This is a genomic window from Vannielia sp. ABF1_015 (assembly GCF_056160745.1).
The window spans coordinates 296,444-316,320 of record NZ_JBSWXT010000002.1 but is presented as its reverse complement, the minus strand read 5'-3'; the positions used below and the strand labels follow the sequence as shown (position 1 = coordinate 316,320).

Below are 19,877 nucleotides of genomic sequence, written 5' to 3'. Positions count from 1 at the left end.
GGCGATGGCCGTCACCACCAATATTCTGGCCAGCTGGCGCGCCCCGCGCGCCACGCTGCGCCGGATGCTTGCCGCCGGTCAGCGTGAAGACCGGGCGCTGATGCTGCTCATGGCTGGCTGCCTCGTGATCTTCGTGGCGCAATGGCCGCGCCTCGCGCGTGATGCCGAGCTTGCCCAGCGGCTGGGAGAAGAGGCCGAGCAGCCCCTGCAAATGCTCATCGGTGGCACCCTGCTGGCCTGGCTCTTCATCATGCCCATCGTGTTCTATGCCCTCGCGGCGCTGTCCCATCTCGTGCTCAAACCCTTCGGCGGGCGAGGCACCGGCTACGGCGCGCGGCTGGCCCTGTTCTGGACGGTGCTCGTCGTCTCGCCGCTGATGCTGCTCTACGGGCTCACCCGGGGCTTCATCGGCGAGGGGCCGGAGGCCACGCTGGTGGGAGCGCTTGTCGTCATCGGCTTCTTCGCCCATTGGGCGCTCTGCCTCACCGAGGCCGAATTCGGCGCAGCCGCAAACGGAGCCACAGCATGACAAATGCGCCCAGCCTGCTGAAACTGCTTGAGCTTTCCGCCCGCCGCCCGCGCGAGGCAATGGAAACCGTGAAGGCGCTCCAGCTGTCCTCTCCGGTCGCCTGGCAGGTCTTCGCACTGGTGCTGGTGATCGAACTGATCTTCGCCCAGATCCTCGGCCTCATGCTCGGCCCCGTAGAGGTGCCAGAGGGCGCGCTTGGCCCGGCACTCGCCCTCAACCCGATCCTCCTCGGAGCCATTCAGGGCTGCCTGCTGGTGCTCATGGTCTTCGGTATCCACTGGGTCGGCCGGGCCTTCGGGGGCACCGGGCGGCTCGAAGATGCAATCCTGCTGATGGCGCTGCTGCAATTCGCGCTTGTTGTCCTTCAGGCCATCGAAATCCTGCTGATGTTCATCATACCGGCCCTTGCCGCCGGTGTGCTGCTGTTCAACATCTTCGCCTTCTTCTACCTGCTCACCAGCTTCACCACCGCGCTGCACGGCTTCACCAAGCCGCCGCTGGTGTTTCTGGGCATCCTCCTCACCGGTCTCGGGGCCATCTTCGGCCTCTCCATCATCCTTTCCATCATTCTCGCCGCCGCAGGCGTCACCCTTCCCGGACTCCCGACCAATGTATGACGTCTCCACAATCCGCGCCGACTTTCCAATCCTCGCCCGCGAGGTCAACGGCAAGCCCCTGAGCTACCTTGATAACGGCGCTTCGGCGCAAAAGCCCCGCGCGGTTATCGAGGCCGTCACCCGCGGCTACGAGATGGAATATGCCAACGTACACCGTGGCTTGCACTTCCTCTCCAATCTGGCGACCGACAAGTATGAGGCCGTGCGCGGCAAGGTGGCCCGCTTCCTCGGCGCCAAGCGCGAAGAAGAGATCGTTTTCACCACCGGCACCACCGAGGGCATCAACCTCGTCAGCTACGGCTGGGCCGCTCCCCGTTTTGAAGCGGGCGATGAAATCGTGCTCTCGGTCATGGAGCATCACGCCAACATCGTGCCTTGGCACTTCCTGCGCGAACGGCAGGGCGTGGTGCTGAAATGGGTCGAGCCCGAGGCCGACGGCTCGCTCCCGGCGCAAAAGGTGATAAACGCCATCGGCCCCCGCACCAAGCTCGTCGCCGTGACCCACATGTCCAACGTTCTGGGCACCGTCGTGGATGTCGCCGCCATCGCGAAGGCGGCCCGCGAAAAGGGCGTCGCCACCCTCATCGACGGCTCCCAAGCGGCGGTGCACATGCCCGTCAACGTCGAGGAGATCGGCGCCGACTTCTATGCCATCACCGGCCACAAGCTCTATGGCCCCTCCGGCTCCGGCGCCATCCACATCCGTTCCGAGCGCATGGCCGAGATGCGCCCCTTCATGGGCGGCGGCGACATGATCCGCGACGTGGGCCGCGACGTGGTCACCTACACTGACCCGCCGATGAAGTTCGAGGCCGGCACGCCGGGCATCGTCAGCACCATCGGCATGGGTGCCGCGCTCGATTACATGATGGATCTCGGGATGGAAAACATCGCCGCCCACGAAGCCACCCTGCGCGACTACGCGCGTGAAAAGCTCCTCGGCCTCAACTGGTTGACCGTGCAGGGCGATGCGCCGGGCAAGGGCGCCATCTTCTCCTTCACCCTCGAAGGCGCAGGCCACGCGCATGATATCTCCACCGTGCTCGACAAACGCGGCGTGGCCGTGCGCGCGGGCCACCACTGCGCCCAGCCGCTGATGGAGCATATGGGCGTCTCCGCCACCTGCCGTGCCTCCTTCGGGCTCTACAACACCGAAGAAGAGGTGGATCGGCTGGTCTCCGCGCTCGAACTCTGCCACGAGCTTTTCGCCTGATTGCGACATTCGGGGTCGTATTCAGGCCATCACCTGCTAGTCTTGCCGCATTGCAGCAAGACAAGAGGCCCCAATGGCGCTGACCCAAGCCGACGAAATCTCCGAAATTGCCTTCGGCTTCATGGGCTCAAAGGCGCTCTTCGCGGCCATAGGTGAGGATGTGTTCAGCCACCTCGCCACCGGCCCCAAGACCGCCGCCGAACTCGCCAGCGCCACAGCCCTCGATCCCCCGCGCGCAGAAACCCTGCTGACCGCGCTCGCCGGGCTGGGGCTGGTGACGGTTGCCAATGGCCGCTTCGCCAATTCCCCCGCCGCCGAGAGCTTTCTAGTTCGCGGCGCCAAATACGACTTCTCCGACTATCTGCACCGTCAGGTCGCCCAGCAGATGTATCCGCTGATGGACCAGATCGAACAGGCGCTCACCGGCACCCTCCCGAAAGAGGCCACCGCCTCCTACGCCCAATGGTTCTCCGATCCGGAGGAGGCGCGGCTCTACTCCGAGAGCCAGCACGCAGGCTCGCTCGGCCCGGCGCGACAAATGGCCGAAATGCTCGATCTCTCCGGCGCGCGGCACCTGCTCGATGTCGGCGGCGGCACCGGCGCCTTTGCCATCACGCTCTGCCGTGCCAACCCTGAGCTAACGGCCACCATCGTCGACTTTCCCAATGTCGCTGCGCTCGGCAAGGCCTATGTCGCCGAGGCCGGGCTGTCAGACCGCATTACCTATGTCGAAGGCGATGGCCGCGAAGATATCTGGCCGCGCGAAAATGACCTCGTCCTGATGTCCTACCTGTTCTCAGGCGTCCCGGCAGAGGCCCACGCCGGCCTCATCTCCCGTGCCTTTGACCACCTCGCCCCCGGCGGGCGTTACCTGATCCACGACTTCATCGTCGAGGCCAACCGCACAGGCCCCAAACTCGCTGCGCTCTGGCAACTCCAGCACACCGCCTTCACCCCCGAGGCCCGCTCGCTCGACGCGGGCACCCTCGCAAACCAACTGGGCGAAGCAGGCTTCAAGGCCGTCACGGTGGCCCCGCTGATCCCGAAGATGACCATGCTCACGCAGGCCAGCCGCCCCTGAAATTCCCGATTGCGGCAGCAGGACGGGCCAGCTATACGAACCCCCACGCGGACCCATAGCTCAGCTGGATAGAGCGCTGCCCTCCGAAGGCAGAGGCCAGAGGTTCGAATCCTCTTGGGTCCGCCAGATCTCCCACACACCTGCCAAAGTAAACCGCGCCCTCAGGCGACCGGGCGTTGCGCTTCGCTTGGGGTTTCTCTGATGCGGCTCATAAGCTCGCGGTAATCGGGCCGCTCCAGCAGGGCCTTGGCGCGATTGCGGTGCCACGAGAGCGCGGCCTCGTGGAGGCTGCGCAGTTCGGGATCCTTCAGCAATTCGCTCACCGCATCGCGCAGGCCGGGCAGCTGGGTGAAGCTGTCGTCCATCACATCATTGCGGTTGAACTTGTTCCAGTAGCGCATCGCGTTTTCCAGATCCAACCCCACCGGCGGCGCCCCCTTGATGGGGTTGGCATTGCCCCGGTCGCGCTGCACCAGAAAGCCCTGATAGGAGCGGATCGTGTAATGCGCCACATCCGCAAGGCCAAACCCCGCCAGCATTGGCGAAAGCGCCTTGAACGGCGAGGCAATCCTCTCGCGGGGCAGCGATTCACCATCGCCGTTCACCCAAGTGACCCGATCAAGGTCTTCCTCGGCAATAACCGGGGCGTTGTTGTGGAACTCCTTCCACCCAAAGCCTCCGGTCGCGAGATATTTCACCGGGCTCCGGTTCGTCTCGCTTGCGCCGCGATAGCGAAAGGTCTCTGTCACCAGCTTCCCCTCGGGCGCAATCTCGTCAACCCAGCCGCAGCCAAAGGTATGCAGCGACAGCGTGATCGCATCGGCGCTCGGCAGCGCGTTGGCCAGGTCTTCCACGCGGCCCTTGCCGGTTTTGATGCGCAGAAACTCGTCCGCATCGAGGTTTGTCACCCAGTCCGACCGGCGCAGGCGCCCCATCTCGTTGACATAGCGGATCAGCTCGATGTGGTGGCGCGGATTCTTCATCCGCACCGAGGGATTGGGCATGTGTCGAAGCAGGCCCATCTCGTCCAGCCGGTCCAAAATATGGTCGGTCCCGTCGGTGCAGTCGTTGGTAAAGACCATCATGTCGTTGATGCCGATCGCACGATTGTGCGCCACCCATTCAACAATGTATGGCCCTTCGTTTTTCATCGGGGTGATCGAGGTGACGCGCATGATGTCGCTGCTCCTGGCTACTCTCGCCACGCGTGGTGCCGCGGGTCTTCGGGCCAGCCTACACGAGCGCAGGGCAGGGGGCCAAGGCGGGGCGGGGCCGCGCGGGGTGTATTCGCGCAGGCCCCGGGCATTGGCGCAACATCAGCTCAGCCCGCAAGCACCTCGGCGGCAATTTCAAAGCTGCGCAGCCGGGCGGCGTGATCGTGGATCTGCCCGGTCAAAATCACCTCATCGGGCGCGTAGCGGGCAATCAACGCGTCCAGCTTGGCGGCAACGCTTGCCTTGCTGCCCACAGCGCTCACCTTCAGCGCCTCCTCCACCATCGCCAGTTCTGCCGGGCTGGCGATTGCGGCGATGTCCTCCACGGGCGGTGGCAAGTATCCCGGTGTGCCCCTGCGCAGGTTGAGGAATGCCTGCTGCATCGAGCTGCGCAGCCGCGCCCCCTCCGCATCAGTTTCGGCGGCAAAGACGTTGATCGCCAACATGAAATACGGCTCAGGGTGTGCCTGCGATGGGCGATAGTTGCGCCGGTAGGTGGCGAGGGCGTCATCCAGTGCGCCGGGGGCAAAATGTGAGGCAAAGGCATAGGGCAGGCCAAGGTGTGCGGCCAGTTGCGCGCCGAACAGCGAAGAGCCCAGCATCCACACCGGCACCTGCGTGCCCGCACCCGGCACGGCCCGCACCTTCTGGCCCTCTTCGGCCTCGCCAAGAAAGCCGATCAGATCCACCACATCCTGCGGAAACTCATCGCCCCCCGAAAGGCCGCGGCGCAGGGCGCGGGCGGTGGCCATATCGGTGCCCGGGGCGCGGCCAAGGCCAAGGTCAATCCGATCGGGGTAAAGCGTCGCCAGCGTGCCAAAGGCCTCCGCCACCATCAGCGGTGCGTGGTTGGGCAGCATGATGCCGCCCGCGCCAACCCGAATGCTCTGGGTTGCGCCCGCCACATGGCCAATCAGCACCGCCGTTGCCGCGCTGGCGATGCCCACCATGTTGTGATGCTCCGCCAGCCAGTAGCGCCGGTAGCCCAAGGCCTCGGCGTGGCGTGCGAGGGAAACGGTGTTGGCGAGCGCCTCGGCGGTTGTGGCGCCTTTGGGCACCGGCGCGAGATCAAGCACGGAAAAGGGGGTCATCAGCTGGCCTTCTGTTGCGTCGCCCGCAATCTAGGGCCACCCGAAGCAAGAGCAACGCACCGGGGCAAAGCTATGCTCAAAATGAAAACGCCCGGTCGAAACCGGGCGTGTTTTCAGGGAGTTGCAAGGGCAGGGGCCTTAGCCGCCCCAAGTGCGCACCACGCCGCAATCCATATGCACGAAGTTCGAGCCGTGGTATTTGCCAACACCGCCCGCGCGGCAGGCTGCGGCGGCACGCGCCACCTGATTCACCGACCGGGAGTTCAGCCGCAGGTCAGCGGCCTGGCCCTTGAGGTGCAGCGAGTTCTTGGCCACGCCGGAGGAGCGGGAGCGCAGCATCCGGTTGGTCGCCGGCGAGCGGTAGCCCGAGAGCAGCATGTAGGGTTCGCGAACGTCCAGCAGGTTGTGAGCGGCGGCGATGATGTCGAGGGTGCGCGTATCAATCGCCTTCACCTCGTCGCGGCGCCAGTCCCGCATGAAGTAGTTCACTTCCTTGATCGAGTCGCGAATGTAGTCGCCTTCGATCCAGTAGATCGCATCCATGCTTTCGCCGGTGCGGCCGTTGTACATCTTGAGGCGGCGAATATCGCCCGCGCCCCGAAGGAACCCAGCGGCCTTGGAATACGTTGGTGCAGCAACAACGGCTGTGGCAGCAAATGCCCCAAGCAGCCCGCGCCGCGAGATTTTGGAAGATCCTGTCTCGGTCGTCATGCCTGTCCCCGTGCCCCTGGTCGCCTTTTCGGCTGACCGCGTTGTCATCTCATCCCCAGATGCAGGATTTTTATGCCACAAAGCGATTCTCCGGCCAAGACGCAATTCTGTCGCGCCACGATTTCGGGCCCGAATAAGCAGGAAATTGCTTAAAATGTCGTTGCTTGTGCCCGCAAAAAGTCCGCCGGGCGGCGCGACTTTGGCGCAACAGCCGAATGCGCCATCTTTTGGCCCCAATCTGCTGATTCGAAACGGTATTTTTCTCCCACCCCTGTTGCAGTCCTGCCAAACTGCCCCGCAGACGACTCAAATGTGAATCGACATTCATGGAAGCATCGGCAATCTCAAGGTAACGATATTGCTGAACACACGCTTAGTCCCGAGGACGATATGACCCTTCGCAAGACGTTGCGCCCCGCGCACGCCGGCCTTACCGCCCTTTTCATTGGATGCGCCGCCCTAACCGCCCTTCCGCAGCCCGCTCAGGCCACCGAAACCTCTTCTTTCGAGGTCACCGCCTTCAAGCAGGCTGTGGCCGAGGCTGCTGCGCGCAACGAGGGTGTTGCCGCCTTCTACCGTGCCCGTAATTACGCCCCGCTCTTCACCGGCGAGGCCGACGGTGCACGCCGTGCGGCGCTGCTGCGGGCGCTGGAGATGGCCGATGACCATGGGCTGCCCTCCACCCGCTACGAGCCCGCAGAGCTGCGCGCCGCCTTCGGGTCCGCCCGCTCGGTGCGCGATCTTGGCCGCGTCGAGGTTCTCGCCGCGCAGATGCTGGTGCAATTCTCGCGGGATCTGCAAACCGGCGCCACCGAGCCCCGCAAGATAGATAGCGGCATTGTCCGCGACATTCCCCGCCGCGCACCCGACGCGCTGCTCGCCGCCTTCGCCAAGTCCGAGCCCACCCAGTTCTTCCGCGCCCTCATGCCCCGCACGCCCGAATATGTGCGCCTCATGCGCGGCAAGCTGGAGCTGGAAAAGACAGTCGCGCGTGGCGGTTGGGGCCCCGAGGTGCAGGCCAAGGCGCTGGAGCCCGGCCAGCAGGGGCCCGCCGTGGTGCAACTGCGCAACCGGCTCATCGCCATGGGCTACATGACCCGCTCGGCAAGCCAAAGCTATGACACCGCCATCACCCGCGCCGTCCAGACCTTCCAGATCGACCATGGCCTCAACCCCGATGGGGTGGCCGGGCCGGGCACGATCTCTGCAATCAACGTCTCGCCGGTCAAACGCCTGCAATCGGTGATCGTTGCCATGGAGCGCGAGCGCTGGCTCAACCGCCCGCGCGGCAAGCGCCACGTGCTGGTGAATATCCCCAACTTCAAGGCCCAGATCATCGACGACGGCAAGGTCACCTTCGAAACCCGCTCCGTTGTGGGCAAGAACGTCTCCGATCGCCGCACGCCCGAGTTCTCCGACGTGATGGAGCACATGGTCATCAACCCCACGTGGAACGTGCCGCGCTCCATCGCCACCAAAGAATATCTGCCGCTGCTGCAACGCAATCCGCATGCCGTCGGCCACCTCCGCGTGATCGACCGCCGGGGCCGCGTGGTGCCGCGTGGCGCTGTCAACTTCCGCGCCTACAACGCCCGCAACTTCCCTTTTGCCATCAAGCAGCCGCCGTCGCGCAGCAACGCGCTCGGTCTGGTAAAATTCATGTTCCCCAACAAGCACAACATCTACCTGCACGACACGCCCTCCAAGAGCCTGTTCAAGCGTGATGTCCGTGCCTTTTCCCACGGCTGCATCCGGCTGGCAGATCCCTTCGATTTCGCCTACGCGCTGCTCGCCGTTCAAACAGATGACCCAAAGGGCGCCTTCCACTCGCGCCTGCGCACCGGGGCGGAAAGCCTTGTCAAACTTGAGGCCCAAGTGCCCGTGCACCTGATCTACCGCACAGCCTTCACCCAGCCGAAAGGCCAGATGAACTACCGCAATGACATCTACGGCCGCGACGCCCGGATCTGGAATGCCCTTGCCGACATGGGGGTAAAGCTGCGCGGGGTCGAAAGCTGATCGCGTGACCTCACTCCGCATAGAAGACATCGCCATCGCCCTCGGAGCCCGCTTCGAGGGCGATGGTGCATTTACCGTTACCCATGCCGCCGAGCCCGCGCGCGCTGGGGCCGATGCTCTGGCCCTTGCGATGGACCCGAAGTTCGCCGCCGGGCTGGGGCAGGGGGCCGCAAAGGCGGCGATGGTCTGGGAGGGGGCCGATTGGCAGGCGATGAACCTGACCGCGGTCATCTTCGCGCCCCGCCCGCGCTACGCCATGGCCGGGCTCACCGCCATGCTCGACGCGGGGCCTCGCATCGCCCCCGGCATCCACCCGTCTGCGGTGATCGACGAAAGCGCCCAAATCGGTGAAGGCGCGGCGATCGGCCCGCTCGCGGTGATCGGGGCAGGGGCCGTGATCGGCCCCAACGCCCGCATCGCCGCCCATGTCTCCATCGCCGAGGGCGCACAAATCGGCGCAGACTGCCTGCTGCGCGAAGGCACTCGCATCGGCCATTCCGTCACCGTCGGTGATCGTTTCATCGCCCAGCCCGGCGCGGTCGTCGGCGGCGATGGCTTTTCCTTCGTCACCCCCGAGGCCGGGGCAGTCGAGGCCGTCCGCAGCACGCTGGGCGAGCGGGGCGAGGCCCGCCAGCAAGCCTATGCCCGCATCCACTCCCTAGGCGGCGTGATCATCGGCGATGACGTGGAACTCGGCGCAAACTCCTGCATCGACCAAGGCACCATCCACCCCACCGAAATCGGCACCGGCACCAAGATCGACAACCTCGTGCAGGTCGGCCACAACGTGCGCACCGGGCGCGATTGCCTGCTCTGCGGGCAGGTCGGCATCGCCGGCTCCACCCGTCTGGGCGACCGTGTTGTTCTCGGCGGCCAAGCGGGCGTCACCGACCACCTCGACATCGGCGATGATGTCATCGCCGCGGCGGGCACCCTCCTGCGCACCAACCAGCCCAAGGGCCGCGTGATGCTCGGCAATCCGGCCATGGAGATGAAAGCCAGCATCGAAGCCTACAAGGGCCTGCGCCGTCTGCCAAAGCTTCATAGAGACGTTACAGAACTGAGAAAGAACCTTTCCAAACAAGACCCGAACACATAAATGAACAACGGAGCGTAACAGACAGGTGGGCGGTATGTCGGACGCAGTGAAAGACAAGGTCATCGAGATCATCGCAGAGCAGGCCGTGCTCGACACATCCGATGTGAAGATGGACAGCACCCTCGAAAGCCTCGGAATCGACAGCCTCGGGCTGGTCGAAAGCATCTTCGCCATCGAAGAGGCCTTCGACATCCAAGTGCCCTTCAACGCCAACGAGCCTTCCGAGAGCGATTTTGATATTTCCTCGGTCGCGGCCATCGTTTCGGCGGTGCAGGGGCTGGTCAAGGAACAGGCGGCCTGAACGGGCGCATCTGCAAGGCAGGCCAATGAAACGCGTTGTCATCACCGGCATGGGCACGATCAATGCCCTGGGCAAGACCGTGCCCGAAACCTTCGCCGCAATGGCCGAGGGCAAATGCGGCATCGCCCCCATCAACATCCGTGACGTCGAGCGCCTCTCGGTGCAGATCGGCGGGCAGGTGCGCAACTTCGATCCCGAAGCGCACTTCAACCGCCAGCAAATCGCGCTCTATGATCGTTTCACCCAGTTCACCATGCTCGCCGCCAAGGAGGCGCTCGGGCAGGCGGGGCTGGAGTTTCACGGGTTGCTGGCCGACGAGGCCGGGGCCATCTTCGGCACCGCCGGCGGCGGGGTGAACACATGGGACGAAAACTACCGCACCGTCTATGAAGACGGCAAAAACCGCGTGCACCCCTTCGTCGTCCCCAAGCTGATGAACAACGCCGCCGCCTCCCATGTCAGCATGGAATACAACCTCAAAGGCGCGAGCTATTCCGTCTCCACCGCCTGCGCCTCCTCCAACCACGCCATGGGGCAGGCCTTCCAAATGGTCCGCTCCGGCGCCTCCCGCGCAATGGTCACCGGCGGGGCCGAGGCCATGCTCTCCTTTGGCGGGGTGAAGGCTTGGGAGGGGCTGCGGGTGATGAGCAAAGACGCCTGCCGCCCGTTCTCGGCCAACCGCAACGGCATGGTGCAGGGCGAGGGCGCGGCGGTCTTCGTCTTTGAAGAGTTCGAACACGCCAAGGCCCGCGGCGCCGAGATCATCGCCGAGGTGGTCGGCTTCGCCATGTCATCGGACGCCGCCGACATCGTCATGCCCTCCAAACAGGGCGCGGCGCGGGCGGTGCGTGGCGCTCTGCGGGATGGGAAGATCAACCCCGAGGAGGTGGGCTACATCAACGCCCACGGCACCGGCACAGCAGCCAATGACAAAACAGAATGCGCCGTTGTGGCCGATGTTTTCGGCTCCCACGCCGACAAGCTGATGATCTCCTCCACCAAATCGATGCACGGGCACCTGATCGGCGGCACCGGCGCGGTGGAGCTTCTGGCCTGCATCATGGCGCTGCGCGACGGGGTGATCGCCCCCACCATCGGCTATCAGGAGCCAGACCCGGAATGTGCGCTCGACGTGGTGCCCAACGAGGCCCGCGACGCCAAGGTCAAAACCGTGCTCTCCAACGCTTTCGCCTTCGGTGGCCTCAACGCCGTGCTCGCCCTGCGCAAAGCGCCCTGAAACGCCCCAGAAACACTGCAGAACATGGGCCTCCCGCCGAACAGGCGAGCACCAGCGCGGCCCAATCAGAACAGTTTGATTCAAATGCGCCCCTGTGCATTTTCTTGCCGCAAATATCTCCACGGGGGTGTGGGGGTGTGAAACCCCCACTCCGACCCTTGCAAACCACGACACGCGCGCCAGACTCGCGCAATGACAGTGCCCATCCCCAAGGCCCTCTCCGCCGTCCTGCGCGGCCCGCCCGGCACACGCGAGCTGCTGATCTTCCGCCATCCGCTCACCGGCGACCAACTCCCAAAAGGCACCATCGAGCCCGGCGAAGACCCTTCCACCGCAGCCATCCGCGAGTTGCATGAAGAATCCGGCCTGCGCCTCGCCGCGCCCAGGGCGATCGGCACGTGGCCCCGCCCATGGGAGGAGGGCTATACCGCCCCCCAGCTCTGGCACCTCTTCACCTTCGAAGCGCCGCCCGGCCTGCCCGACACTTGGGATCACGTGGCCGAAGGCAGCCCCGCCGAAGACGGCCTCATCTTCGCCTATCGCTGGGTGCCGCTGACCCCGGCACTGGCACAGGCCATGCGCCCACTTTTCGCGCCCGCCGTCTTGCGGATTCTGCAGGCCGACGCGGGCTAGGCTAGGTTTCCCACCCGGCATTCTGCAAAACTACGCGATAGCCATCGGCATCCTCGTAGCTGCGGCCCTGCCGGTCCCAATAGGGGTTGAACGCCACCACCGGCGCGTAGCCCGCCGCTTCCATCCGGGAACAGGCCTTCCGCCACGCGGCGCCATCCGGCAGGTAGAAGACAAGCAGGTTGTCCTGCCCCGGGGCCCGCCCGGCGGGATGCCCGGCTTATCGGGTGAACTCCAGATGATAGGGAAAGCCCTGATGGCCCAGCATCACGCCGTCAAACCTGGCGTGATCGGTAAACTGGGCCAGCACTTCAAGCCCCAGCCCGTCACGGTACAACTGTAGCACCGCTGCGATGTCATCGGTCGGTCGGGCAACCCGCAGGATCGGGGTGATGTGGGGGCTGTCTGTCATCGCGGGCTCTCCGGCAGCGAAGGTTTCACCCATCCTGCGCCCTCAAGTGCCCTTGAGGGCAAGCCCTTTTCCAACGCAAAACGCCGCCCCGAAGGGCGGCGCTACTTGGGCCTCTTATGGCCTCTCAGTTCAGTTGTTCAGCGCGGCCAGCGCGTTGAACCCGGCAGTGAAGCCGGAGAGCGAAACCTTCAGGCGCACCCGCTCGTCCGGGGCCCCGGCGGGCACCAGCGTCAGCGTGGCCGCGCTGCCGGCCTTGAAGCCGTTCACATCCGCCTGGCTCATGCCAATCCGCGACACGCAGCCAATCCGGGTGCAGAAGGTGTAGGGGTAGCGACGGCCCTGACCGCCATCCACCGAAAGGGTGATCTGCTCGGTCAGCAGGGTTTCCAGCGGGGTGACGATATTGGCACCGGCCACGGCTTGGCCCCCTGCGGGGAGGGCAAAGAGGTTGATCTCGGCCACCGAATTGCCCTGCTCGTCGTTCAGCAGTTGGTAAAGCTGGCACTGCTCGGGCTGGTCTTCGGCGGGTTTGGCGCAGCGCAGCTGCCAGTCGCCGTGGGTTTCCTTGGTGTAGGGCGCGCCGGGCTGTGCGGCGGCGGCTTCCTCGCCCTCGGGGGTGCCCATGTTCAGGTCAGAGCCGGGAGCCGGCGCTTCGCTGGTGGCTTCTTCTGCCTCACCGGTGGCTGCCTCTTCGGCCGCCTCGGCTGCGCCCTCTGCGGGTGCTTCGGTGGTGGTTTCCTCAGCGGGAGCTTCTTCGGTCGCGGCGTCCTGTGCCCAGAGGGGCGTGGCGGCGATCATTAGCGCCAGAAAACTGGCTTTCGTCAGGTTCTGCATGGTCCTCAACAACCTTCTCGCATTCTGAATTTCGTGGGGCCGTCTAGCACAGGGCGCAGGGGATGTCAGGGAGAAAAGCGGAGCCGCTGACGGGGCTGTGAACACGCCCGCGAGGCGCACGGCGAAGCCGGGCCCGACCACTGAAAAAGGGCCCCGAGAGGCCCTTTTGTGCGGGTCCGTTGATCGGCCCGAACGACTGTTTACAGTCGCTATTTTAGGTTCTCCCTGCCGGACTGGCCGACTTGATGACCGGACGCTATGGCAACTTGCCGCAGCCGTCAACAGGTAAAAGAACACCCCTCAAGAATTTGAACACGCTAAGAAAAAAGCCGCGCCACCAAGGTGACGCGGCCAGTCTGACAGGGAGGAAGTCAATCCGGGCCAAGAGGACTTAGGCCCGAACAAGATGAACACTGGCAGAGAAAGGTTAATACTTTATGTTGGGTCCGAAACCGATCTGGAGGGCTATATGAGCGACAGCATTTTCGTGGGCGGCGGTGGCGAAAACTACGCCGATCCTCAGGCACTCTTGCTGAACTACGCCAATCGCCACGGGCTCATCGCCGGGGCCACCGGCACCGGCAAGACGGTCACGCTACAAATCCTTGCCGAAAGCTTCTCGGCCAATGGCGTTCCGGTCTTCCTCTCGGACGTCAAAGGCGATCTCTCCGGCCTCGCCAAATCGGGCTCTCCCGAGGGCAAGCTGCATGCTCCCTTCATGGAGCGCGCCGCCAAGATCGGCTTCACCGATTACAGCTACGCCGCCTTTCCCGTCACCTTCTGGGACATGTACGGCGAGCAGGGCCACCCGGTGCGCACCACCGTTGCAGAAATGGGCCCGCTCTTGCTGTCCCGCCTGCTGGAACTCTCCGAAGCGCAGGAAGGGATTCTCAACATCGCCTTTCGCGTGGCCGACGAACAGGGGCTGCCGCTGCTTGACCTCAAGGATCTGCAATCACTCCTCGTCTGGGTCGGTGAAAACCGGAGCGAGCTTTCCCTGCGCTACGGCAATGTCTCCACCGCCTCCATCGGTGCCATCCAGCGCCGCCTTTTGGTTCTCGAAAATCAGGGCGCCACGCAATTCTTCGGCGAGCCCGCGCTCTCGCTCGATGATCTCTTCCTGACCGATGAGCAGGGCAGGGGCCGCATCAACATCCTCGCCGCCGACAAGCTGATGGGCGCACCCCGGCTCTACGCCACCTTCCTGCTCTGGATGCTCTCCGAACTCTTCGAGATGCTCCCCGAGGTCGGCGACCCCGACAAGCCCAAGCTGGTGTTCTTCTTCGATGAGGCGCACCTGCTGTTCGACGATGCCCCCAAGGCGCTGGTCGACAAGGTCGAGCAGGTGGCGCGGCTCATTCGCTCCAAGGGCGTCGGCGTCTACTTCTGCACCCAGAACCCGGCGGATGTGCCCGAGGATATCCTCGGGCAACTCGGCAACCGGGTGCAGCACGCCCTGCGCGCCTTCACTGCCAAAGACCGCCGCGAGCTGAAGCAGGCCGCCGAAACCTACCGCGACAACCCCCGCTTCTCCACCGAAGACGCCATCCGCGAGGTCGGCACTGGCGAGGCCGTCACCTCTTTCCTCATCCGCAAGGGCGCCCCCGGCGTGGTCGAGCGCACGCTGATCCGTCCGCCCAGCTCGCAACTCGGCCCGATCTCCACCGCCGAGCGTGGTGGGGTCATCGACGCCTCCCCCGTGGCCGGCAAATATGACACCGCCGTAGACCGCGAAAGCGCCTATGAGATGCTCGCTAAACGGGCCGAGGCGGCAGCCAAAGAGGCCGAAGCGGCCGAGGAGCAAGAGGAAGAGGCCGAGATGGCCGAACGCGAGTTCAAGGCCGCCCGCCGCTACTCAGGCAGCCGCGTCTCGCGCTCCACTTCCAAGCCCACCCGCAAACGATCATCGCGCTCCGATACGGTAGGCCAGACCTTCGCCAAAAGCTTCGCCCGCCAGCTCGGCACCCGCTCCGGCAAGGCGCTGGTGCGGGGCATCTTCGGCACGCTGTTTTCGGGGCGATAGGGCGGGACTTCTCCCGATGCCTCTGACACACCGTTAAAAAGTGGCCCTGCCCGATGCGCGCCGTGAACATGCCGTAGGGTGGGTGTCAACCCACCACTCGCCCAACGCGCACCGCAAGCCGGGCAGCGCCGTTCCGCGGGGTGGCGCTCCCACCGGTGGGCGATGGCACTTTATGGCGCAGCAGTCGTCTTCCCTCAGAGGTCGCGACTGACCTCACCCAAGCGCCGCCCCGGGGGGCGGGACGGCGCTGCCCGGCGCCTTACGGCGCGCACCGGGCGGGGCCATTCCCTCACCGATATCGCACTCGCGGAATACCGTAGGGTGGAGTCAGCCTACTCCCTACGTTAGATACCTGGTAAACCACTCCACGGTCCGCTCCCAAGCCAGCGTCGCGGCATCCTCGTCGTAGCGCGGCGTCGTGTCGTTATGAAAGCCATGGTTCGCCCCGGCATAGATATGCCCCTCATAGGTCTTGCCATGCTCCTTCAACGCCGCCTCATACTCCGGCCAACCCGCGTTGATCCGCTCGTCCAGCTCGCCGTAATGCAACAACAGTGGCGCCTGGATCTTCGGCACATCCTCCACCGCCGCCTGCCGGCCATAAAACGGCACGCTCGCCCCCATCTCCGGATAGGCGACCGCCAGCGCATTGCACACGCCCCCGCCATAGCAAAAGCCCATCGCGCCCACCTTGCCGGTGCTGCCCTCGTGGTTCATCAAATGCTCGAACCCGGCAAAGAAGTCGTTCATCAACTTCGCCCCGTCGAGCTCGCGCTGCATCGTGCGCCCATCGTCGTCATTGCCCGGATAGCCGCCCGCCGGGGTCAGCCCATCTGGGCCCAGCGCCAGAAACCCGGCCTTGGCGGTGCGGCGCACCACATCCTCGATATAGGGGTTCAGCCCCCGGTTCTCGTGGATCACCAACACCGCAGGCAGCTTGCCCTCCACGCCGGCGGGCTTCGCCATCAGGCCCCTGATGGTGCCATGCCCCTCGGGGCTTTCATATTCCACCCACTCGGCCTCGATGTCGGGGTCATCCGGCGCCACCTGCTGGGCCAGCGCATAATTCGGCTGCAGGCTCTCCAGCACTGCCGCCGCCGTCACACCAGCAGCCACATACTTGCCCGCACCGGCCAGAAAGTCGCGCTTGCTCATCTTGCCGTGCACGTAGCCGTCGTACATTTCGAGCAGCTTGGGGTGAAAGTCTTCCGCCGTCATCCGGCGTTCTGGCTTGTTCATGTCGGTGTCTCCCTGTTCACGAAGGTCCGCGTCATCCCGCCAAAACGCTAGCACTATGCCGCCGATGCGCCGCCTCACGTTCCCGTCATCCGGAACCTCGGCGGCAGCCCGCCCGTTAAGCAAGCAAAGGAGGCCCAAGATGACCGAAGCGGAATTCTGGAAAATGGAAGAGCAGTACTGGACCGGCGGCAGTGATTACGCCCGCAGCGTCACCCGTGATGACGCGGTGTTCGTCTTTCCCTACCCGGCGGGCATCCTCAACGCCGAAGCCTCGATGAAAGGGCTCGACGGCGCCGCGCCCTGGCGCTCTGTCACCTTCCACGATCGCAGCTTCACCCATCAGGGCCCGGTGGCCGTGCTGGCCTACAAGGCCCATGCCGAGCGAGAGGGAGACGAAACCTTCGTGGCGCTCTGTGCCTCAACCTATGTGGATGATGGCGACGGATGGCGGCTGATGAGCCACCAGCAAACCCCGGCAGCCATTGCCGAAGCCGGGGCCTAGCCCGCCCGCGTGGCAAGCGGGCGCATCTTCAGCCGCGTCAGGCGATTGTCCTTGCGCGCAATCACCTCGAACCGGAAGCCGTGAAACGAAAACACCTGCCCCACGGTCGGAATCGCCTGAGCCTCATGAATCACCAGCCCCGCCACCGTGTTGGCCTCATCGTCGGGCAGGCTCCAGTCATTGGCACGGTTCAAATCGCGGATCGTCATCGCCCCGTCCACGATCCAGTCATCCGTATCTGTCTTGCGCAGCGGGTGGTCCTCGTCGATGTCGAACTCATCGGTGATTTCGCCAACGATCTCCTCAAGGATATCCTCCAGCGTGATCAGCCCCTGCAGCGTGCCGTATTCGTCCACCACCAGCGCAAAATGGGTGTTGCGCCGCAAAAACTGACGCATCTGGTCATCCAGCGTCGTGGTCTCTGGCACAAAATAGGGCTCCATCGCCACATCCAGCACATCAAGGCTGCTCAGCGCCTCCGGTGCACCGCCCGAGGCAAGCGCAGCCCGGTGGATGGCGCGCAGCAGGTCTTTTGCGTGGATCACGCCAACGATGTTTTCCTTGTCGTCCTTATACAGCGGCAACCGGGTGTGGCGGCTCTCCAGCGCCTGCGCCAGCACCTCGTCGGGCGGGGCATCCACGTCGATCATCTCGATCTGCGAGCGGTGAAGCATGATCTCTTCCACCGTCCGGTCACCAAGATCGAGCGCGCCCAGCAACCTGTCGCGGTCTTCTTTCAGCACCACGCCTTCCGAATGGCCCAGCGCCAGCGCCCCGGCGATCTCTTCATGCACGCTGAAAAGCTGGCTGTCGGGGTCGGTCTGCACCCCGAAGAGCCGCAGGATGAGCCGAACCAGCGCCTGAATGGTCTGCACCACCGGCGCAAGTATTCGCACCAGCAGGCTGATCGGTCGGGCCACGCGGGAGGCGGCGGTTTCGGCATTGGATATCGCGTAGGTCTTGGGCAGCACCTCGGCGAAAATCAGCACAAGCAGCGTCATCACCAATGTCGCCAGCGCCACGCCGCCCTCGCCGAAAAGCCGGGTGAAAAGCGCGGTGGCGAGGCTGGCCGCAAGAATGTTGACCACGTTGTTGCCCAACAGGACAGCGCCGATCAGCCGCTCGTTGTCCTCCGTCACCTCAAGCGCAACCTCAGAGCCGCGCTCGCCCTTGTCGGCGCGCGCCCGCAGCTTGCCGCGTGACGCAGCGGTCAGCGCCGTTTCGGAGCCGGAAAAGAAGGCGGAGCAGACCAGGAGCAGCGCAATGCCGCCAGCGGTCAGCCAGAATGCGGTGTCGATCAAGGGGTAAGCCGGGGTTGTGTCATGACCTACACGTTATGGGGGCGAGGCCGCGCAGGTTCAAGATGGCATGCTGCTTCCGGGCGCGCGGCGCGCAGGCTACGCTGCGCTCATGCCAGATGCCGCCTACAGTTTCCGCCGCGCCACGCTCGCAGACCTGCCGCTCCTGCGCGGCTGGCTGGCGGTGCCCGAGGTGCGGCTCTGGTGGGGGCAGGATGACCCCTTCGATGCGGCCGATCTGCAAGGCACCCGCGTTGTGCCCCGCATCATTGCCCTATCTGGCACGCCCTTCGCCTACATACAGGACTATGATGTGCACGGCTGGCCCGATCATCCCTTCCGCCACCTGCCGCCCGGCGCCCGCGGGATCGACCAGTTCATCGGCCTGCGCGCTCTGCTGGGGCGGGGGCACGGCCCCGCATTCATCCGCCAGCACATGGCCACGCTCTACGCCGCCGGTGCCCCGGTCATCTGCACCGATCCGCACCCCGACAACGCCCGCGCCATCGCCGCCTACCGCAAGGCGGGGTTCGAGGTGGCCGGTGCCCCGCGTGACACCAAATGGGGCCGCATCCTGCCGATGGAAGCCCCGCACCCCTGACCGCAAAATGAAAACGGCGGCCCGCAAGCCGCCGTTTCCCCATTCAATATCCGGCGGCGGTCAGAACCCGGCCTTGATCTTCTCGAACTCGGCAATCATCTGCTCGCGCAGCGCGTTGTCCATCGGCAGCTGCGCCAGAACCGGGGCGCTGACCTCGCCAAGGCCCACCTCGTCAAGCGTCTCGCTCGAGATCTTGGCCATCTCCTCGGTGTTGGAGTTGCCATAACCCCACTCGTTCACGATGTATTCCACCGAAGAGGGGGAGAGCCACGCGTTGACGAAATCATGCGCCTTGTCTTCGCTGCCCGGCCCGTCGACGAGGTTCACATAGCCGCAGAACCACACCGAAGACCCGCCCTCGGCCTCGCGCTGAAAGCCGATGTTGTGGCCATCGCCGCGCATCGAGGCGGGCGTTTCGCTCCACGCCCATGAAAACAGCACCTCACCCGTGCTCATCAGCTGCGCCAGCTCCGCACCATCGGCCCAATAGGCCCGCACATTGGGATGCACCTCGCGCAGCCATGCGCTGGCGGCTTCAAAATCTTCCTGCGTCGCCTTCGTCCAGTCGCTCACGCCGGTGGCCAGATAGGCGAGCGCATAGATGTCATCCACGTTGTCGGGCAGCGAAATCCGGCCCGCATATTGCGGATCCTTGAACACCTGCAAGCTGCCCACATCCTCGGCGCTCAGCTCATCGGCGTTGAAGGCAATCGCGGTCGAGCCATTGTCGGCGGGGATGAAGTAGACATCATCACCATCAGTAAAGATCGGGTCGGTCTTGTAGCTCTCCGCCACAGTCTCATAGCGCGGGATCTTGCTGATATCCCACGGCTCGATCAGCCCGGCCTGCCGCCACTTGTCCACCGACTGCGAGCAGGGGTGGGCGATATCGGCCTTGAAGCCAGAGCGCAGCTTCTGAAACGCCTCTTCCTCTTCCCCGAAAAAGGTGAAGCTCGGATTGTCGCCGTACTTCTCGATGTATTCGCCAAAGAAGCCGGGCTCTTCAAACCCCGACCAGTCGAAGATCAACAGCTCTTCATCCGCCGCATGAGCAGTGAAGGCCGTCGAAAGAAGTAGCGCCGCAGCAGCAGAGAAATATCGCGCCATGATGTGGTGGTCCTTTGGTTGGCGGTGGGCTTTCGGATAGAAACGCTAGCCGCGCCACGCCTTGCCCACAAGGGAAAATACGAGGAAAGGCCTCGGCGGGGCAGGGGCGGGGGCGCGTT

The 19,877-nt window shown here is 64.6% G+C and carries 21 protein-coding genes and 1 tRNA gene; 13 read left to right on the top strand and 9 right to left on the bottom strand.

Going from position 1 to position 19,877, the window contains the following annotated elements; translation table 11 throughout:
• The first annotated feature begins 4 nt into the window (after positions 1-4).
• The 5 genes from ACXAG6_RS14030 (at position 5) to ACXAG6_RS14010 (ending at position 3,566) form a co-directional block, all read left to right on the top strand.
• Positions 5-529 (top strand): YIP1 family protein, encoded by a 525-nt coding sequence (locus ACXAG6_RS14030; RefSeq protein ID WP_475338349.1) that lies wholly within the window; start codon positions 5-7, stop codon positions 527-529.
• The gene (locus tag ACXAG6_RS14025; protein ID WP_475338348.1) at positions 526-1,146 is read left to right on the top strand and encodes a Yip1 family protein; all 621 of its coding nucleotides are present in this window, start codon (positions 526-528) and stop codon (positions 1,144-1,146) included. Before ACXAG6_RS14030 ends, ACXAG6_RS14025 begins: the two co-directional genes overlap by 4 nt.
• A complete protein-coding gene (locus ACXAG6_RS14020) occupies positions 1,139-2,359 on the top strand; it encodes a cysteine desulfurase (protein WP_475338346.1) in 1,221 nt (406 codons plus the stop codon). Before ACXAG6_RS14025 ends, ACXAG6_RS14020 begins: the two co-directional genes overlap by 8 nt.
• Before the next feature lie 73 nt (positions 2,360-2,432).
• Positions 2,433-3,440, top strand: a complete 1,008-nt coding sequence (locus ACXAG6_RS14015) for a methyltransferase (RefSeq protein ID WP_475338345.1) — start codon at positions 2,433-2,435, stop codon at positions 3,438-3,440.
• A gap of 49 nt (positions 3,441-3,489) precedes the next feature.
• A tRNA-Arg gene (locus ACXAG6_RS14010) sits at positions 3,490-3,566 on the top strand.
• Positions 3,567-3,601: 35 nt separating this feature from the next.
• Here the strand turns inward: ACXAG6_RS14010 and ACXAG6_RS14005 are convergent.
• The 3 genes from ACXAG6_RS14005 to mepK form a co-directional block, all read right to left on the bottom strand.
• Complete coding sequence (locus tag ACXAG6_RS14005) at positions 3,602-4,615, bottom strand: glycosyltransferase family 2 protein (RefSeq protein WP_475338343.1); 1,014 nt, start codon at positions 4,613-4,615, stop codon at positions 3,602-3,604.
• Positions 4,616-4,761: 146 nt separating this feature from the next.
• Positions 4,762-5,745, bottom strand: a complete 984-nt coding sequence (locus ACXAG6_RS14000; RefSeq protein ID WP_475338341.1) for an LLM class flavin-dependent oxidoreductase — start codon at positions 5,743-5,745, stop codon at positions 4,762-4,764.
• 138 nt (positions 5,746-5,883) lie between these two features.
• Entirely contained in the window at positions 5,884-6,456 is a 573-nt protein-coding gene (mepK, locus tag ACXAG6_RS13995; protein WP_140014108.1) for a peptidoglycan L,D-endopeptidase MepK, read from the bottom strand.
• Between the two features lie 390 nt (positions 6,457-6,846).
• Here mepK and ACXAG6_RS13990 point away from each other — a divergent pair, with 390 nt between their 5' ends.
• The 5 genes from ACXAG6_RS13990 to ACXAG6_RS13970 all read left to right on the top strand — a co-directional run bounded on the left by ACXAG6_RS13990 (position 6,847) and on the right by ACXAG6_RS13970 (position 11,745).
• On the top strand, positions 6,847-8,475 hold the full coding sequence (locus ACXAG6_RS13990) for a L,D-transpeptidase family protein (protein WP_475338340.1): 1,629 nt from the start codon (positions 6,847-6,849) through the stop codon (positions 8,473-8,475).
• Positions 8,476-8,479: 4 nt separating this feature from the next.
• Positions 8,480-9,574, top strand: coding sequence for a UDP-3-O-(3-hydroxymyristoyl)glucosamine N-acyltransferase (gene lpxD / locus ACXAG6_RS13985; protein ID WP_475338338.1), 1,095 nt, complete (start codon positions 8,480-8,482; stop codon positions 9,572-9,574).
• A 34-nt stretch (positions 9,575-9,608) separates the two neighbouring features.
• Positions 9,609-9,875 (top strand): acyl carrier protein, encoded by a 267-nt coding sequence (locus tag ACXAG6_RS13980; protein WP_140014110.1) that lies wholly within the window; start codon positions 9,609-9,611, stop codon positions 9,873-9,875.
• A 25-nt stretch (positions 9,876-9,900) separates the two neighbouring features.
• Positions 9,901-11,112: a beta-ketoacyl-[acyl-carrier-protein] synthase family protein gene (locus tag ACXAG6_RS13975; protein WP_475338337.1), complete on the top strand. Its 1,212-nt coding sequence runs from the start codon at positions 9,901-9,903 to the stop codon at positions 11,110-11,112.
• 192 nt (positions 11,113-11,304) lie between these two features.
• Entirely contained in the window at positions 11,305-11,745 is a 441-nt protein-coding gene (locus ACXAG6_RS13970; RefSeq protein ID WP_475338336.1) for an NUDIX domain-containing protein, read from the top strand.
• Between the two features lies 1 nt (position 11,746).
• On the opposite strand, the gene ACXAG6_RS13965 is transcribed toward ACXAG6_RS13970, so the two are convergent.
• The 3 genes from ACXAG6_RS13965 to ACXAG6_RS13955 all read right to left on the bottom strand — a co-directional run bounded on the left by ACXAG6_RS13965 (position 11,747) and on the right by ACXAG6_RS13955 (position 12,988).
• Positions 11,747-11,923, bottom strand: coding sequence for a glyoxalase (locus tag ACXAG6_RS13965; RefSeq protein WP_475339068.1), 177 nt, complete (start codon positions 11,921-11,923; stop codon positions 11,747-11,749).
• Between the two features lie 39 nt (positions 11,924-11,962).
• Positions 11,963-12,187, bottom strand: coding sequence for a VOC family protein (locus ACXAG6_RS13960; protein ID WP_475338334.1), 225 nt, complete (start codon positions 12,185-12,187; stop codon positions 11,963-11,965).
• A gap of 96 nt (positions 12,188-12,283) precedes the next feature.
• A complete protein-coding gene (locus tag ACXAG6_RS13955; protein WP_475338333.1) occupies positions 12,284-12,988 on the bottom strand; it encodes an invasion associated locus B family protein in 705 nt (234 codons plus the stop codon).
• Positions 12,989-13,457: 469 nt separating this feature from the next.
• Here ACXAG6_RS13955 and ACXAG6_RS13950 point away from each other — a divergent pair, with 469 nt between their 5' ends.
• Entirely contained in the window at positions 13,458-15,011 is a 1,554-nt protein-coding gene (locus ACXAG6_RS13950; protein ID WP_475338332.1) for a helicase HerA-like domain-containing protein, read from the top strand.
• A 339-nt stretch (positions 15,012-15,350) separates the two neighbouring features.
• On the opposite strand, the gene yghX is transcribed toward ACXAG6_RS13950, so the two are convergent.
• Positions 15,351-16,250, bottom strand: coding sequence for a YghX family hydrolase (gene yghX / locus ACXAG6_RS13945; protein WP_475338330.1), 900 nt, complete (start codon positions 16,248-16,250; stop codon positions 15,351-15,353).
• Between the two features lie 139 nt (positions 16,251-16,389).
• Between yghX and ACXAG6_RS13940 the strand changes: the two genes are divergently transcribed.
• Complete coding sequence (locus ACXAG6_RS13940) at positions 16,390-16,752, top strand: DUF4440 domain-containing protein (RefSeq protein ID WP_475338329.1); 363 nt, start codon at positions 16,390-16,392, stop codon at positions 16,750-16,752.
• Here the strand turns inward: ACXAG6_RS13940 and ACXAG6_RS13935 are convergent.
• The gene (locus ACXAG6_RS13935; protein WP_475338327.1) at positions 16,749-18,053 is read right to left on the bottom strand and encodes an HlyC/CorC family transporter; all 1,305 of its coding nucleotides are present in this window, start codon (positions 18,051-18,053) and stop codon (positions 16,749-16,751) included. The genes ACXAG6_RS13940 and ACXAG6_RS13935 overlap by 4 nt on opposite strands.
• 67 nt (positions 18,054-18,120) lie before the next feature.
• Here ACXAG6_RS13935 and ACXAG6_RS13930 point away from each other — a divergent pair, with 67 nt between their 5' ends.
• A complete protein-coding gene (locus tag ACXAG6_RS13930) occupies positions 18,121-18,651 on the top strand; it encodes a GNAT family N-acetyltransferase (protein ID WP_475338326.1) in 531 nt (176 codons plus the stop codon).
• 60 nt (positions 18,652-18,711) lie between these two features.
• On the opposite strand, the gene ACXAG6_RS13925 is transcribed toward ACXAG6_RS13930, so the two are convergent.
• A complete protein-coding gene (locus ACXAG6_RS13925; RefSeq protein ID WP_475338325.1) occupies positions 18,712-19,758 on the bottom strand; it encodes an extracellular solute-binding protein in 1,047 nt (348 codons plus the stop codon).
• Positions 19,759-19,877: the final 119 nt, after the last annotated feature.

Coding starts and splice junctions, on each gene's coding strand:
- ACXAG6_RS14000 (WP_475338341.1), bottom strand. CDS start 5,745: ATGACCCCCTTTTCCGTGCTTGATCTCGCGCCGGTGCCCAAAGGCGCC.
- ACXAG6_RS13925 (WP_475338325.1), bottom strand. CDS start 19,758: ATGGCGCGATATTTCTCTGCTGCTGCGGCGCTACTTCTTTCGACGGCC.
- ACXAG6_RS14020 (WP_475338346.1), top strand. CDS start 1,139: ATGTATGACGTCTCCACAATCCGCGCCGACTTTCCAATCCTCGCCCGC.
- ACXAG6_RS14030 (WP_475338349.1), top strand. CDS start 5: ATGGCCGTCACCACCAATATTCTGGCCAGCTGGCGCGCCCCGCGCGCC.
- ACXAG6_RS13960 (WP_475338334.1), bottom strand. CDS start 12,187: ATGGGTGAAACCTTCGCTGCCGGAGAGCCCGCGATGACAGACAGCCCC.
- ACXAG6_RS13980 (WP_140014110.1), top strand. CDS start 9,609: ATGTCGGACGCAGTGAAAGACAAGGTCATCGAGATCATCGCAGAGCAG.
- ACXAG6_RS13955 (WP_475338333.1), bottom strand. CDS start 12,988: ATGCAGAACCTGACGAAAGCCAGTTTTCTGGCGCTAATGATCGCCGCC.
- ACXAG6_RS13940 (WP_475338329.1), top strand. CDS start 16,390: ATGACCGAAGCGGAATTCTGGAAAATGGAAGAGCAGTACTGGACCGGC.
- ACXAG6_RS13950 (WP_475338332.1), top strand. CDS start 13,458: ATGAGCGACAGCATTTTCGTGGGCGGCGGTGGCGAAAACTACGCCGAT.
- ACXAG6_RS13990 (WP_475338340.1), top strand. CDS start 6,847: ATGACCCTTCGCAAGACGTTGCGCCCCGCGCACGCCGGCCTTACCGCC.
- ACXAG6_RS14025 (WP_475338348.1), top strand. CDS start 526: ATGACAAATGCGCCCAGCCTGCTGAAACTGCTTGAGCTTTCCGCCCGC.
- ACXAG6_RS14015 (WP_475338345.1), top strand. CDS start 2,433: ATGGCGCTGACCCAAGCCGACGAAATCTCCGAAATTGCCTTCGGCTTC.
- ACXAG6_RS14005 (WP_475338343.1), bottom strand. CDS start 4,615: ATGCGCGTCACCTCGATCACCCCGATGAAAAACGAAGGGCCATACATT.
- ACXAG6_RS13930 (WP_475338326.1), top strand. CDS start 18,121: ATGCTGCTTCCGGGCGCGCGGCGCGCAGGCTACGCTGCGCTCATGCCA.
- mepK (WP_140014108.1), bottom strand. CDS start 6,456: ATGACGACCGAGACAGGATCTTCCAAAATCTCGCGGCGCGGGCTGCTT.
- ACXAG6_RS13975 (WP_475338337.1), top strand. CDS start 9,901: ATGAAACGCGTTGTCATCACCGGCATGGGCACGATCAATGCCCTGGGC.
- yghX (WP_475338330.1), bottom strand. CDS start 16,250: ATGAACAAGCCAGAACGCCGGATGACGGCGGAAGACTTTCACCCCAAG.
- ACXAG6_RS13970 (WP_475338336.1), top strand. CDS start 11,305: ATGACAGTGCCCATCCCCAAGGCCCTCTCCGCCGTCCTGCGCGGCCCG.